Raw genomic sequence first — 14,622 nt, forward strand, 5'->3', positions numbered from 1 at the left:
GCTTATTTTGTAGCAATAATAGTCTTTCCTCCGATTGCTTTTTGATTCAGTACAACATTTACTGGTGTTCCTAATGGTAAAAAGATATCTACTCTTGAACCAAATTTTATGAAACCAGCATCAGTTCCCTGAAGTACTTGCATTCCTTCTTCGGCGTAATTCACGATTCTTCGTGCCAAAGCTCCAGCAATTTGACGGTATAAAATTTCACCAAATGTTTTGTTTTCGATAACAACCGTAGTTCTTTCATTTTCTTCACTGGCTTTAGGATGCCATGCCACCAAGAATTTTCCTGGGTGATATTTACTGAACTTTACAATTCCACTTAATCCATAACGCGTAACATGTACGTTTATTGGAGACATAAAAATGGAGATTTGCAAACGTTTATCTTTGAAATATTCGCTTTCAAACACTTCTTCAATAACCACAACTTTCCCGTCTACAGGAGCAAGAATATGATTTTCATTGATTATCACTATTCTTTTTGGATTTCTGAAAAATTGCAGGATAATAATCAAAAGCAATAAAGTAGCTATTTGTATAGCCATTTTAATCCAGTTGGTATCAATGAAATTGTCAGACAATAAAAGGACAACAGCAGTGAAAATAGTGCCTAATAAAATAGATTGGGTTCCTTCTTTATGAAACATAGTTTAAAATTTTATAAAATAAAAATATTATTGGTGCTACAAATATAACACTATCTAGTCGATCTAGTATACCTCCATGACCAGGCATTATACTTCCGCTGTCTTTTACGCCTGCTATACGCTTAAATTTGGATTCAATTAAGTCACCAATAGTACCTGCGATTCCAACAATAATGGCTATAGAAGTCCAAATTAAAATGGATCTGTCGCTAAATTCAGGATTAGCCTTTATGTAGTATTTAGATATTAAATAACCCGCTAAAATTGCAAAAATGATTCCGCCTAAGAATCCCTCAATTGTTTTTTTAGGAGATATTTTTTCAAATAATTTGGTTCGGCCTATAGACTTACCTACAATATAGGCAAAGGTGTCATTAGTCCAGATTAAGATAAATAATCCAATTATAATTTTTGGATTATAATCATTTATTCCAAATGAAATTTTTGTGATAAATACAAATGGGAGTATAATATATCCCAGTAAATAGAGGTATTTTGATGAAGTACTTATTTTTTGAATGTTATCATAAAATAAAAAAAGAATACATTTTATAGAGACTACTAAAGCTATAACCAATAAAACGACATCTAGTTGTTGAATATTGATTGCTATTTCTAAATCCGTATTAAATATCTGATTGATAGTATCAGTAGTGATTTTATTGTAATGGCTTACTAAAGTTATGATGGTATATAGAACCGTTGCAAAAAGAATTGGAAATACTTTATGTATTTGGATTAAATTGCAAAATTCATAAACTGCAATAATGAGAAATATACCAAAAAGGATAAAAAAGCTTTCAGTAGAATATAAAATAGAAGCGAGTAATAGTATAATATAAATAGCTCCTGATATACCTCGTTTTAGAGTTTCATTCATCTTAAAGATCTTCTAAAAGCAATAAATATAGATTTTTTGCTGAACTTCCGTATTGTGTGAAATCTTCTTCTTTAGCTTTCTCGAAATATTTTACTGTAGTAATATTGGTAGGATAATCTCTTTCGTATTTCTTTTTTATAGCACTAAGTCCATCGCTTTTTGCAGCAAGAATTTGACTTGTATTCGCTATAATGATAATATTGGTAGGTAATTCGTTAGGTTTGTTTTGTTTAATTTGTTTTGATGAAAAAAGGATAGAACCTTCTTCAGCAATCAAATTTTCACAACTTGCAAGAAGAAACTTAGGATTTACAGGTTTGTCGTAGGTAAGTTTGTTATCATCAAGCATTCCAAAAAGATTTGGTTCATAGCATAAAACTTCGCTTTCAAACCAATCATTTTCTTCTAATATGTTTTCAAATTGTTCTTTTACTTCTTCAGAGTTTTCGCAATACAAAAATTTACCACCATTTTTTTTAAAATTGTAGATAAATTTTTCATCTATAGAGGTTGTATTATCAGTATGGGATTTACTAAATTCACTTTCTTGATCTTCATCAGAAGCCGGATTGCTTGAACCAAAAATTTTTCTAAAAAGACTCATATTTTTGTAAAATACTATAATTTGTTATTTGAAAACGTCCAAAGATAAAAAAATCTTAATTCAAAAGTAGTTTTTGAATTAAGATTTTAAAAATAATTAAATATTTTATATGTTTTCTAAGATACTACTTCCTCAAGATTTTTATCAAATGTTCTTTTTCCGAAAATAGCTTCTAAGTCATCTTTAAAAATGACTTCTTTCTCGATTAAGATATTTGCCAGTTGATCTAGTTTATCTTTATTCTCTTCTAATATTTGAATCGCTCTTTGGTATTGACCTTCAATTAGTAATGAAATTTCTTCATCAATAACTCTGGCTGTTTCTTCTGAATAAGGCTTAGAGAAATTGTATTCGCTTTGTCCTGTTGAATCGTAATAGGTTACATTACCAATTTTTTCATTCAAACCATAAACAGTTACCATAGCTCGGGCTTGTTTCGTAACTTTTTCTAAGTCACTTAAAGCACCGGTAGAAATTCTGTTAAAAGTTACTTTTTCAGCAGCTCTTCCACCCATAGTTGCACACATTTCGTCTAGCATTTGATCAGGACGAACAATTAAACGTTCTTCTGGTAAGTACCAAGCGGCTCCTAAACTTTGTCCTCTAGGAACAATGGTTACTTTAATTAATGGAGCAGCATGTTCCAACATCCAACTAACGGTTGCGTGTCCTGCTTCATGGATAGCAATTGCTTTCTTCTCATCAGGAGTTACAATTTTATTTTTCTTTTCAAGACCGCCTACAATTCTATCTACAGCATCAAGGAAATCTTGTTTATCAACTGCAGTTTTGTTGTTTCTTGCGGCAATCAAAGCAGCTTCATTACATACGTTTGCAATATCAGCACCCGAGAAACCAGGAGTTTGTTTGGCTAAAAAGTCAGTATCCAATCCTTCAATTTTTTTCAAAGGAGCAAGGTGTACTTTGAAAATTTCAGCACGTTCACGAATGTCTGGTAAATCTACAAAAATTTGTCTGTCAAAACGACCTGCACGCATTAAGGCTTTGTCCAATACATCAGCTCTGTTTGTCGCAGCTAAAACAATTACATTAGAATTAGTACCAAAACCGTCCATCTCTGTCAGTAATTGGTTCAATGTATTCTCACGTTCGTCATTTCCACCGGACATATTGCTTTTCCCTCTAGCTCTACCTACTGCGTCAATTTCATCAATAAATATAATCGCTGGAGATTTTTCTTTGGCTTGTTTGAATAAATCACGTACACGGGAAGCTCCCACACCTACAAACATTTCAACAAAATCAGAACCTGATAAAGAGAAAAACGGTACTTGCGCTTCACCAGCTACGGCTTTTGCCAATAAGGTTTTTCCAGTTCCTGGAGGCCCTACAAGTAAAGCTCCTTTTGGTATTTTACCACCCAGATTAGTATATTTTTCAGGATTTTTTAAGAATTCAACAATTTCTTGTATCTCTTCTTTTGCTCCTTCTAAACCAGCTACATCTTTAAAAGTAGTTTTGATATCTGTTTTTTCGTCAAAAAGTTTAGCTTTTGATTTCCCGATGTTAAAAATCTGTCCGCCACCGCCACCAGCGCCGCCACCAGACATTTTTCGCATGATGAATATCCAAACAGCTATAATAATGATGATTGGCAATAAACTGATTAAAATATCCGACCAGTTATTTTTTGGTAAGAAGTTAAAATCTTTCAATTTACCTTCAGCAACAGCTTTTTCCAGTTTGTTTTGGAAAATCTGATCGTTACCAATGTCAAAAGTATAATGAGGACCTTTGTTAGGTCTGTCAAAAACGTCTTTAGAAACTTTTTTGTGTGCTGCATCTTTCAATGCTGTAGCATTAAGAAAAACTTCAGCTTCTGTTTTATTGTAAACTATAACTTTCTCGATCTGGCCTTTTTCTAAATAATCGTTAAATTTAGAAGAAGTTAATTGACCTGGTTCGTTTAAGCTAGAACCGCCAGTTATAAAACTTATAAACAAGAAAATTAATAATATTGCAGTGTAAATTAACCAAGGGCTTATTTTAAACTTATTCGAATTTGGATTATTATCTTTAGCCATTACTAGGAGTTATGTTTCTTTAGTATTTGTTTTCAATGGTAGTTATTTTTGCATCGCCCCATAAACTTTCGATGTTGTAGTATTCACGGATGTGTTTTTGAAATACATGAACTACAATATTTACATAATCCATTAGTACCCATTCTGCATTATCAGTTCCTTCAACATGCCAAGGCTTGTCTTTTAATTCTTTGGATACTGTTTTTTGAATGGAGTTGACTATAGCGTTAACTTGTGTATTTGAATTACCATTGCAGATGATGAAATAGTCGCAAACTGCGGTGTCTATCTCTCTTAAATCAAGAATATCAATATCATTTCCTTTTACCTCTTCTATCCCCTTAATGATGTTCGCCAATAGAACGTCATTATTTATAGTCTTTTTCGCCATGAATTATTTTTATATATAAGTTTGTAAAGTTACCATTTTTTGTGATTATTTTTGAACCTTAACACAATATTAAATTCTGTTTCACAAAAAACTGTATATGAAACTAATCAAACTCGATGCCATAGATTCTACAAACGAATTCCTTAAAGGGTTATCGAATAAACAAGAGTTAGAAAACTTTACTGTTGTAACTGCTGAGAATCAAACTAAGGGGAAAGGCCAAATGGGTGCTGTTTGGGCCTCTGAGACGAGTAAAAACTTAATAATGAGTATTTTGGTTAAGGATTTTTTGGAGGATATTTGTCAGATTTTCAACCTGAATATTGTTGTTTCACTTGCTGTAATTGAAGTTTTGGAATCGTTTAAGATTCCTAATCTTAGTATAAAATGGCCTAACGACATAATGTCATACAATAAAAAAATAGGTGGCATTTTGATTGAAAACAGTATCAAAAGTGACGGAACCATTATTTCTGTTGTAGGTTTAGGACTAAATGTGAACCAAACCAATTTCGAAAATTTACCAAAAGCCTCTTCTTTGACGGTTATTTGTAATGCAAAATTTGATAAAGACGAACTTCTTTTTTCCATTTGTGACGCAATAGAAAAAAATGTGAAGCTATGCAAACACAATGCTGCCGTTTTGTGGTCAGCTTATAGTGATAAATTATATAAAAAAGGGTTGCCAATGCCTTTTTCAAATCAAATGAAACAAAATTTTATGGGAATTATTCAAGGAGTTTCTTCAGTTGGGAAACTTCAGGTTCTTCTGGAGGATGACAGTATAGCTGAATTTGATATCAAAGAAATTCAAATGTTATATTAATGGCTGATTGTAACAATTAAATAAAAAACCCTTTCAGGTTTAAACTGAAAGGGTTTCCTATATTTATTTAATGTGTTGTTTACAATTTAGTCATATTTCCGGCTAAAGTTTCGATAAATTTTCCAATTGGTCCTTTTATCATCATTGCCATCATAGGATTAAAATCACCTTCAAAATCAAGTTTTACATCACTGGAATTGTCCGAAACCGAATCTATGTTCGCAATCAATGTAAATGGAAGTTTATCACTTGCCGCTCCTAGAACAATTTTGTTTGGAGCAACTTTTTCTTTCATTTTAAGCTTAATTTCTGGCATTCCTTTCAATCCAAAAATAAAAGCATCGTCACCTATAACTTCAAATTTAGCAATGTTTTCAGGCATTAATTTTTCAAAATTTTTGACATCACTCAACAAGTCAAATAATTCTTGAGCTGATTTTTGAACACTGACTTTTGGACTTTCTAAGTTCATCTTTGTGGTATTTATTTATTAGGTTGTTTTAAACTTCAATAGTCCAAGTGGACGGACTCACATTCCATTCTCTTAAAGTTTGCTCTTCTTCCTCAGTAATATACCTTTTGGCAACAGCTAAGTTTAATAAATTTTGATAATTACTCAATGTAAACAAATCAATATGTGCGTTTTTAAAGTTTTCTTCAGCAACTTCAAAACCATACGTGAATATGGCGGCCATACCTTTTACATTAGCTCCAGCTTCGCGCAAAGCTTCTACAGCAAGTAAACTGCTGCTTCCGGTGCTGATTAAATCTTCTACAACAACTACATTTTGTCCTTTTTGTAAAAAACCTTCCACTTGGTTTTGTCTTCCGTGTTTCTTTGGTTCTGGGCGAACATACACAAATGGCAATCCCAAACTTTCTGCTACTAGCATTCCAATTCCTATTGCTCCAGTGGCAACACCAGCAATAACATCTGGTTTACCAAATTGTTTCTCAATATTTTTGGAAAATTCATCCCGGACGTAATTCCTTACGGCTGGAAATGAGAGGATTAATCGGTTATCACAATAAATAGGCGATTTCCATCCAGAAGCCCATGTAAAAGGATTTCTTGGATTCAATTTAATTGCATTTATTTGCAAAAGAAATTCGGCTGTTTTTTCGGCTGTATCTTTATTAAAAATCATAGTACAAATGTATAAAGTTTTTGTTAACGACAAACCACTTTTTTTGACAAATCACATCTCTAAGGAGACGGATTTTCAATTGTTTTTATTAGAAAGTATTGACATAGAGCAACTTATAGTAAAAATCTTTCAAAATAAAATTCAAAAAGCCTACCTATATCATCCTGATGAAAGCGTTATTTTGAAGACTTTGAAAGCAAAAATCCCTGTTACCAAAGCTGGTGGCGGTTTAGTTTACAATAAAAAAGGCGAGGTTTTGTTCATTTTCAGAAATGGAAAATGGGATTTACCAAAGGGCGGAATCGAAAAAGGGGAGGAAATTGATGCCACAGCCATGCGTGAAGTAGAGGAAGAAACTGGTGTAAATGGATTGACAATATCTCATAAACTTCAAAAAACATATCATGTTTTTAGACGTAATGGAAAATATAAATTAAAAATAACGCATTGGTTCGAAATGCAATCTGATTTTGAAGGAACCCCACAAGGGCAATTAGAAGAAGGAATCGAAAAGGTAGCTTGGATGAATCCGGAACAAATAAAAGAGGCATTGAAAAACTCTTACGAGAACATAAAATTATTATTTGAAGAAGAAAAACTCCTGAAATAGGAGCTTTTTTTTATTTTAAAATACGATACACAGGATATTGTAAATGTGCCTTTTCATAATATACAGAATGTTTGTAAATCCAGTCCAGTTGCGCTTCCGGATTATTGATAAAGTTTACGTCACTTTGTTTTTTCAAATCAAATTCGGCTTTTAGTTTTGGATTTTCTTTTAAAATCTGCGTAGCTGAATCTTCAAAAACATAGTCAGAATAGCCTTCTTTTTGCTGTAACATCGTATCGAAAAAGTTCCAGTTGAAAAAAGAATCTATTGCTTCGGGTTCCAGTGTTTCCAATAAATATTTGATTCCCTTTTGTAGTGTGGGAATTACGTAATCTCCTTTGGCGAAAGCCACTTTCTCCATTTTAGCGGTTACTGAAGTGTTTCGGTGTAAATAATGCCCTTCATAAGCTGAACTTGTTGTTTTAAAGTTGGCGATTTTATAGCTTTCCACTTCAATTATAGTATCATTTTTTAGTTGGCGATAGGAGATAGTATTGCTCTTTAATAATTCAATTACTGGCCAAAATCCTCTTGGAATAATATATGCTTCCGGAATGATTATCTCTTTTACGGATTTGAATTCCTTGCTGTACGGAATATCTTTTTTGAATGGTTTTGTACGGTCATAAAACAAGCGATTTCCGGATGTCACATCACTTTTCTTATAACTGGCTTCATAGCCTAAAAACGAAAAAGGAATCGTTTTTGTACTGTCAATTTCCCATTTTATAGGGTACGCTTTTTTTGGTTTATACTGCTCTTCATTTTTCAATCGCAATTGTTTGATTTTTTGATAATTTGCATCCGTAAAATCAATTGCGGAACGCATGTATTCGTATGTTACTTTCACACGATCAGCGTATTTTTTCAGCATGTGTGTTTCCACCACAAACCCAATGGTATTGAACAATGAAGTATAGCCCGTAGCAAATCGTGGGCTTTCAAAAAATTGACCAAAACCTTTATCCGGAGTATCCTGAAAAGCATTGACATAAGGAGTAGTTTCAATGTCCTTTTCTTGTAAATCTTTGACTAAAGTAGGCATCATTTCGGTATTTAAAAAATTACCTAAAACGGTTCCTAATTTGTTGTGCTGGGTCATAATGTAGGTAAGTTTATATTGGTAATCTGCGCCATTGCTAACGTGATTATCGATAAAAACATCGGCATTTATTTTATGGAAAATGTCCACAAAACTTTTGGTATTTCGGGTATCTGACTTGATGAAATCGCGATTCAAATCGTAGTTTCTGGCATTACCCCTAAAACCATAGATTTCCGGTCCGTCCTGATTGGCTCTTGAAGTGGAGTTTCTGTTTAAAGCACCTCCAATATTATACACAGGAATACAAACGATAACGGTATTTTTTGGTGCTTTTATTTTGCCTAAAGCCAAATCTCTAAACAATTGCATACTGGCATCAATTCCGTCCGGTTCTCCCGCGTGGATACCGTTATTAAGCAGAATTACCGATTTGTTTTTTTTGATGATTTCAAAATTAAATTGCTTTTCAGGATTAAAAACAACCACATGCAATGGTTCGCCGCTGTCTGTCAAGCCCATTTTTTGCATTTCGATAGTCGGGAAATCATCTGCCAGGAGTTTATAATAAGCGATTGTTTCCTGATATGATGCGGATTGATTTCCATTTCCTTTTTCGAAAAAAGTATCGTATTTATTCGTTTTTTGTGCAAATGAGTTGATGGAGAATAGTAAAAAAAGGAATGTGAAAAATCTCATATTTCGGTTTTTAAATTGAATTTCAAATGTAGCTTTTTTTCGATAGGAATAGAAATGATAGTAAGAAAAGGAAGCTCCCGATTTAAAAAAATGAAAATTTAGAATTCAAAATTCATAACTAAGAATTAAAAATTACCTTTGCAAAATGAATAAGAAACACCATTCCAACAATATACTTTTGAATTTAGGCATCGAAAGCCTGAATGAAATGCAGGAAGTAGCACAAGATACGATCCTGAATGACAATAATGTTTTATTGCTTTCGCCAACAGGTTCCGGAAAAACTTTGGCTTTTTTGTTGCCAATTTTAGAAATGTTACAACCCGAAATTCAATCGGTTCAATGTTTAATTTTGGTTCCATCACGCGAATTAGGATTACAGATTGAGCAGGTTTGGAAAAAAATGGGAACTGATTATAAAGTAAATGTGTGCTACGGTGGACATTCCATTGATACTGAAATCAAGAATTTAAGCAATCCTCCAGCAGTTTTAGTGGGGACTCCGGGAAGAATTGCAGATCATATTGACAGAGGAACTTTTCGTGTGGATAAAATTCAAACCTTGATTTTGGATGAATTTGACAAATCATTGCAATTGGGTTTCCATGAGCAAATGTCATTTATCATTGGAAAATTAACGAAACTGAACAAACGTGTTTTGGTTTCGGCAACTTCGGATATTGAGATTCCAAGATATACAAGAGTCGTAAATCCAACTATTTTAGATTTCATTCCAGAAAACGTGGACGAAACGAATCTTTCCATGAAAATGGTTGTTTCGAAAGAGAAAGACAAAATAGGTAGCTTGTTTAACTTGATTTGTTCGTTGAAATCACAATCGGCTATTGTTTTTTGCAACCATCGTGATGCTGCAGAACGCATCAGCGATACCTTGAACGAAAAAGGAATTTACGCCACGTATTACCATGGCGGAATGGATCAGGACGAAAGAGAACGCGCTTTAATCCAGTTTAGAAACGGAAGTGTAAGTTATCTTATCACTACTGATTTGGCTGCCCGTGGTCTTGATATCCCCGAAATGAATCACGTAATTCATTATCATTTGCCTTCCAAAGAAGATGAATTTACCCATAGAAACGGACGTACAGCACGTATGTTGGCTTCTGGAACGGCGTATATTATTGCTCATGAAAGTGAGAAAAAAATGGATTATATCGATTATGGTATGACTGTTTTGAAAGTAGAAAATGCTAATTCATTGCCAAAACCACCTGAATTTCAAACTATTTACATCAGTGGCGGAAAGAAAAACAAATTGAATAAAATTGATATCGTAGGTTTCTTTTCCCAAAAAGGGAAACTGGAAAAAGGCGATTTAGGATTAATCGAAGTGAAAGATTTTATCTCATTTGCTGCCGTGAAATTCAACAAAGTGAAAGATTTGCTTCATGCCATTAAAGACGAAAAAATGAAAGGCAAAAAATTTAAAATTGAAGTGGCCCGAAAAGTGATTAAGAAAGAAGAGGAGTAATCAGTATTCAGTGTTCAGCTTTTAGTGAGCAGAAAAAAAACAGTATAACAATAAAAAATCGTTAACAGTAAATTTGATTTACTGTTAACGATTTTTTGCTATAATGAAGCCACTGCTCACTCTTTTTTTAATAAATGAACACTGCCAACTGATGACTATATTTTCTTAACGTATTGTGTAATGATAACAATCTGCTGACCATCTACTTTTCCTTCAATGTATTCTGCATTTTCATGGTCAAGTCTAATGTTACGCACTGCAGTTCCTTGTTTAGCCACCATACTGGAACCTTTTACTTTTAAATCTTTGATTAAAACGACTGAATCTCCGTGTTCCAAAATTACGCCGTTGCTATCGCGGTGAATTACTTTATTTTCATCGTCTTCACCTTCGCCTGTTGCTTGCGCCCAAGCTAAAGTATCCTCGTCTAAATACATTTGGTCCAATAATTCTTGAGGCCATCCCGCAGCACGCATGCGGCTTAACATTCTCCACGCTACTACTTGTACCGCGGTATGTTCGCTCCACATGCTGTCATTCAAACATCTCCAATGATTTAAATCTACGTTATCCGGATTTTCGATTTGATCGATACACGTGCTGCAAGCCATAATACTTTCGTCAAGTCCACCTTTTTTGGTTGGTAAAACTTGATATACTTTTAAGTTTTCGGTTGCACCACAAAGTTCACATTTCGATCCGCTACGCTTGCTTAATTCTCTTTCTATACTCATTGTTTGATGGCTTTTATTTTTAGGCGAAATTATGGCTTATTGCCTCGTTTCACAAATTTATATTATTACTGTTTATTTGTCAAGTCGAGCGCAGTCGAGACGTATCATTTAGTCTCGACTGCGCTCGACTTGACAAAATCTCTTAAAATTATTTCACTCGAACGGCATCTGGAACCAGCATTTCATATTGCCCTCCATTGCGGATTACATCTCTCACAATACTGGAACTGATATATGAAGTTCTTGCGGCAGTCAATAAAAAGACAGTTTCTATTTTTGATAAACGGCGATTGGTGTGTGCAATTGCTTTTTCAAATTCGAAATCGGCAGGATTACGCAAACCACGAAGGATAAAATCGGCTTTTATTTTATGACACAAATCAATTGTCAAACCTTCATAGGTAATCACCGAAACTTTAGGTTCGTTTTTGAATGTTTCTTCGATAAAACGTTTTCTGTCTTCCAGAGAAAACATGTATTTTTTTTCGGCATTGACGCCAATAGCGATTACGATTTCATCAAACAACGAAATGCTTCTTTTGATGATGTCTTCATGTCCTAATGTTATTGGGTCAAAAGAACCCGGAAATATAGCTTTTCTCATTTTTATATTTTTAGGCTAAAGCCAATTCTATCGCATTTGTAAACAAATCTTCCAATGAAATTCCGGCGGCTTTGGCTTGTTGTGGAATCAAACTTTCCGTTGTTAATCCTGGAATAGTGTTCATTTCCAACATGTGTGGTTCTCCGTTTACCAATATAAATTCGCTTCGGGAGAAACCTTTCATTTTGAGTACCTCGTAAGCACGTTTGGCTATTTCGCTCACTTTTTGGGTCATTTCATCTGAGATTCTTGCCGGTGTGATTTCTTGTGATTTGCCTAAATATTTTGCTTCATAATCGAAGAAATCATTGTCAGAAACGATTTCAGTAATTGGCAAAACGATTACTTTTCCTTTGTAATTGATAACTCCTACAGAAACTTCGGTGCCGTCAAGGAAACTTTCTATGATGATTTCGTTGTCTTCTTTGTAAGCGACTTCTATGGTTATTGGCAATTCATCGATGGTTTTTACTTTGGAAATTCCAAAACTGGAACCCGCTTTATTTGGTTTTACAAAACAAGGCAGACCAACTTTAGCGACAATCTCTTCAGTATTGATAGCATCGCCTTTGTTTAAGTAATAGGAAGTGGCGGTTTTTATGCCGTATGGTTTTAAAACGGATAATAAATCACGTTTGTTGAACGTTAATGCCGCTTGGTAATAATCGCAGGAAGTTTGCGCAATATTCAATAATTCGAAATACGCCTGCATCAATCCGTCTTCGCCGGGAGTTCCGTGAATGGCATTGAAAACACAGTCAAAAGTGATTTTATTACCATCAACAGTTACTGAAAAATCATTTTTATCGATAGGAAATTCAGTGTCATTAGTATCAACATAGACCCATTTTTCTTTGAAAATATGGATTCGGAATCCGTTGTATTTCGTTTTGTCCAGAAATTGATATACGACGTTTCCACTGATAAGTGAGATTTTATACTCGCTGGAATATCCGCCCATGATGATGGCAATGTTTTTCATTTTATACGTTTAATCGGTTAAACGTTTAATCGATTAACCGATTAAACGTATTCTAAACAAAATTATCATTTTTTTTGAAACGAAATAGCTTTATCTTTGCCACATATAAAAATAAATTTATGAGTTTACGTAAGTATCTTACAAGCCGCGTCTTTTTAGTACAAGTATTAATTGCTCTTGCCATTATTGCCGCTTTGGGCTATTTGTTTATGCATTGGTTGACTTTTACAACAGATCATGGTCATGAAATTGCAGTTCCAAATTTGAGTAAATTGACTGAAGAGCAAGTGGAAGAAAAGCTGGATGAGTTGGATTTAGATTATGTGCTTTTGGATAGTGTGGATTATAGAAGTGATTTCCCGCAATTTAGTGTGGTTGAGCAAGATCCGACGCCAGGTACGAAGGTAAAAGTTGGTAGAAAAATATATATCAAAATAAATACTTCGGGATTTTCATCTGTGCGAATTCCTGATTTGATAGAAAAAACATATCGTGAAGCGGTGCCAACCTTGAAAGCGTTAGGCCTTGAGGAAGGAACGGTTACGTATGTTCCAAATCTTGGAAAAGATATGGTGTTGGAAATGCGTTTCAAAGGAAGAAACCTGAAAGTAGGGGACAGAGTCTTGAAATCATCTAAAATTGATTTGGTTTTAGGAGACGGAAAAATGAGTTATGAAGAAGAAGAAAGTGCTGCGGATACTCTGGTTGCACCAATAGAAGAAACACCAGTTGATGAACAATAATATAGATACAATAGATTTAGAAGACGAGTTATTTGAACATTTCAGGTTTGAAGTTCCTAAAGGCCAAACGTCTTTGCGAATTGATAAATACTTGATGAGTTTGATTCAAAATGCAACTCGCAATAAAATACAAACCGCTGCTACCGAAGGGAATATTTTTGTAAACGACGCTACGGTAAAGTCGAATTACAAGGTCAAAGCTAATGATGTGGTTCGGGTTATGTTATCGCATCCTCCTTTTGAAAATAGGGTAGACCCTGAAGATATTCCATTAGATATTGTCTATGAAGATGCTACGCTTTTATTGATTAATAAGCCGCCAGGATTGGTGGTGCATCCCGGTCACGGGAATTATACGGGAACATTAGTGAATGCGTTGGCTTTTCATTTTGAGAATTTACCCATGAATAGCAGTGAACGTCCCGGATTAGTGCATCGAATTGATAAAGACACTTCGGGTTTATTGGTGATTGCTAAAACCGAAGCAGCTATGACGCATCTTGCTAAGCAATTTGAAGCCAAAACTTCTGAAAGAGAGTATGTGGCTTTGGTTTGGGGAAATGTAGCCGAAGAGAAAGGAACCATTGAAGGAAACTTAGCAAGACACTTGAAAGATCGCATGCAAATGGCGGTTTTTGCTGATCCGGAAATAGGGAAACCTGCCGTGACGCATTATAAAGTTTTAGAGCGTTTTGGATACGTAACGTTGATTTCGTGCCAATTGGAAACCGGAAGAACGCACCAGATTCGGGCGCACTTGAAGCACTTAGGTCATCCGCTTTTTAATGACGAGCGTTATGGCGGTCATTTGATTTTGAAAGGTACTACATTTACGAAATACAAACAGTTTATTGACAACTGTTTCAAAGCTTTGCCAAGACAGGCTTTACATGCCAAAACATTAGGGTTTATACATCCTACGACCAAAGAGATGATGCGTTTTGATACGGAACTGCCGCAGGATTTTCAGGATTGTATCGAGAAATGGAGAGGCTATTCAAAATCCCATGGTACAGACGAAGTAGAAGAATAAAACAAAAAAAGCCCCGGATTGAACATGCCCCAAAAAGTTAGACACTATTTGGGGCATTTTTATGGAAAAAAAAGTAAAGTATGATTATGCATTTAAGTTAGAATGTGTAGAATTAGTTTTAAAACAACATTTCACA

General features: G+C 34.4%; 16 protein-coding genes. 5 read left to right on the forward strand and 11 right to left on the reverse strand.

Going from position 1 to position 14,622, the window contains the following annotated elements; genetic code table 11:
- Positions 1-2: 2 nt before the first annotated feature.
- The 5 genes from QLS31_RS10565 to rsfS form a co-directional block, all read right to left on the reverse strand.
- A complete protein-coding gene (locus QLS31_RS10565) occupies positions 3-653 on the reverse strand; it encodes a phosphatidylserine decarboxylase family protein (protein ID WP_282743837.1) in 651 nt (216 codons plus the stop codon).
- Positions 643-1,533, reverse strand: coding sequence for a phosphatidate cytidylyltransferase (locus QLS31_RS10570; protein WP_282743838.1), 891 nt, complete (start codon positions 1,531-1,533; stop codon positions 643-645). The genes QLS31_RS10565 and QLS31_RS10570 overlap by 11 nt, the downstream gene beginning before the upstream one ends.
- Before the next feature lies 1 nt (position 1,534).
- Positions 1,535-2,137, reverse strand: a complete 603-nt coding sequence (locus tag QLS31_RS10575; RefSeq protein WP_099715848.1) for an LUD domain-containing protein — start codon at positions 2,135-2,137, stop codon at positions 1,535-1,537.
- A gap of 116 nt (positions 2,138-2,253) precedes the next feature.
- Complete coding sequence (gene ftsH / locus QLS31_RS10580; protein WP_099715847.1) at positions 2,254-4,182, reverse strand: ATP-dependent zinc metalloprotease FtsH; 1,929 nt, start codon at positions 4,180-4,182, stop codon at positions 2,254-2,256.
- A gap of 19 nt (positions 4,183-4,201) precedes the next feature.
- Positions 4,202-4,573: a ribosome silencing factor gene (gene rsfS / locus QLS31_RS10585; protein WP_039109645.1), complete on the reverse strand. Its 372-nt coding sequence runs from the start codon at positions 4,571-4,573 to the stop codon at positions 4,202-4,204.
- Between the two features lie 97 nt (positions 4,574-4,670).
- Here rsfS and QLS31_RS10590 point away from each other — a divergent pair, with 97 nt between their 5' ends.
- The gene (locus QLS31_RS10590) at positions 4,671-5,399 is read left to right on the forward strand and encodes a biotin--[acetyl-CoA-carboxylase] ligase (protein WP_282743839.1); all 729 of its coding nucleotides are present in this window, start codon (positions 4,671-4,673) and stop codon (positions 5,397-5,399) included.
- A 79-nt stretch (positions 5,400-5,478) separates the two neighbouring features.
- Here QLS31_RS10590 and QLS31_RS10595 read toward each other — a convergent pair whose 3' ends face one another.
- Together QLS31_RS10595 and pyrE are read right to left on the reverse strand one after the other, a co-directional pair.
- Complete coding sequence (locus QLS31_RS10595) at positions 5,479-5,871, reverse strand: SRPBCC family protein (protein ID WP_099715845.1); 393 nt, start codon at positions 5,869-5,871, stop codon at positions 5,479-5,481.
- Between the two features lie 28 nt (positions 5,872-5,899).
- On the reverse strand, positions 5,900-6,547 hold the full coding sequence (gene pyrE / locus QLS31_RS10600; protein WP_099715844.1) for an orotate phosphoribosyltransferase: 648 nt from the start codon (positions 6,545-6,547) through the stop codon (positions 5,900-5,902).
- A 7-nt stretch (positions 6,548-6,554) separates the two neighbouring features.
- On the opposite strand from pyrE, the gene QLS31_RS10605 reads away from it, so the two are divergent.
- Complete coding sequence (locus QLS31_RS10605) at positions 6,555-7,157, forward strand: NUDIX domain-containing protein (protein WP_282743840.1); 603 nt, start codon at positions 6,555-6,557, stop codon at positions 7,155-7,157.
- A gap of 10 nt (positions 7,158-7,167) precedes the next feature.
- Here the strand turns inward: QLS31_RS10605 and QLS31_RS10610 are convergent, their stop codons facing one another.
- Entirely contained in the window at positions 7,168-8,898 is a 1,731-nt protein-coding gene (locus QLS31_RS10610; protein WP_282743841.1) for a M14 family metallopeptidase, read from the reverse strand.
- A gap of 145 nt (positions 8,899-9,043) precedes the next feature.
- Between QLS31_RS10610 and QLS31_RS10615 the strand changes: the two genes are divergently transcribed.
- Complete coding sequence (locus QLS31_RS10615) at positions 9,044-10,390, forward strand: DEAD/DEAH box helicase (protein WP_282743842.1); 1,347 nt, start codon at positions 9,044-9,046, stop codon at positions 10,388-10,390.
- A gap of 155 nt (positions 10,391-10,545) precedes the next feature.
- Here QLS31_RS10615 and QLS31_RS10620 read toward each other — a convergent pair whose 3' ends face one another.
- From QLS31_RS10620 to QLS31_RS10630, 3 genes are all read right to left on the reverse strand, one after another.
- Complete coding sequence (locus QLS31_RS10620) at positions 10,546-11,124, reverse strand: alkylphosphonate utilization protein (RefSeq protein ID WP_099715840.1); 579 nt, start codon at positions 11,122-11,124, stop codon at positions 10,546-10,548.
- A 148-nt stretch (positions 11,125-11,272) separates the two neighbouring features.
- A complete protein-coding gene (gene coaD / locus QLS31_RS10625; protein WP_099715839.1) occupies positions 11,273-11,728 on the reverse strand; it encodes a pantetheine-phosphate adenylyltransferase in 456 nt (151 codons plus the stop codon).
- 10 nt (positions 11,729-11,738) lie between these two features.
- The gene (locus tag QLS31_RS10630) at positions 11,739-12,710 is read right to left on the reverse strand and encodes a D-alanine--D-alanine ligase (RefSeq protein WP_282743843.1); all 972 of its coding nucleotides are present in this window, start codon (positions 12,708-12,710) and stop codon (positions 11,739-11,741) included.
- Positions 12,711-12,829: 119 nt separating this feature from the next.
- Here QLS31_RS10630 and QLS31_RS10635 point away from each other — a divergent pair, with 119 nt between their 5' ends.
- Both QLS31_RS10635 and QLS31_RS10640 read left to right on the forward strand, forming a co-directional pair.
- Positions 12,830-13,453, forward strand: coding sequence for a PASTA domain-containing protein (locus QLS31_RS10635; RefSeq protein ID WP_099715835.1), 624 nt, complete (start codon positions 12,830-12,832; stop codon positions 13,451-13,453).
- Positions 13,443-14,486, forward strand: coding sequence for an RluA family pseudouridine synthase (locus QLS31_RS10640; protein ID WP_282743844.1), 1,044 nt, complete (start codon positions 13,443-13,445; stop codon positions 14,484-14,486). The genes QLS31_RS10635 and QLS31_RS10640 overlap by 11 nt, the downstream gene beginning before the upstream one ends.
- Positions 14,487-14,622 lie beyond the last annotated feature (136 nt).

The sequence above is a fragment of the Flavobacterium sp. XS2P24 genome, from assembly GCF_030010285.1.
GTDB classification, from domain to species: domain Bacteria; phylum Bacteroidota; class Bacteroidia; order Flavobacteriales; family Flavobacteriaceae; genus Flavobacterium; species Flavobacterium algoritolerans.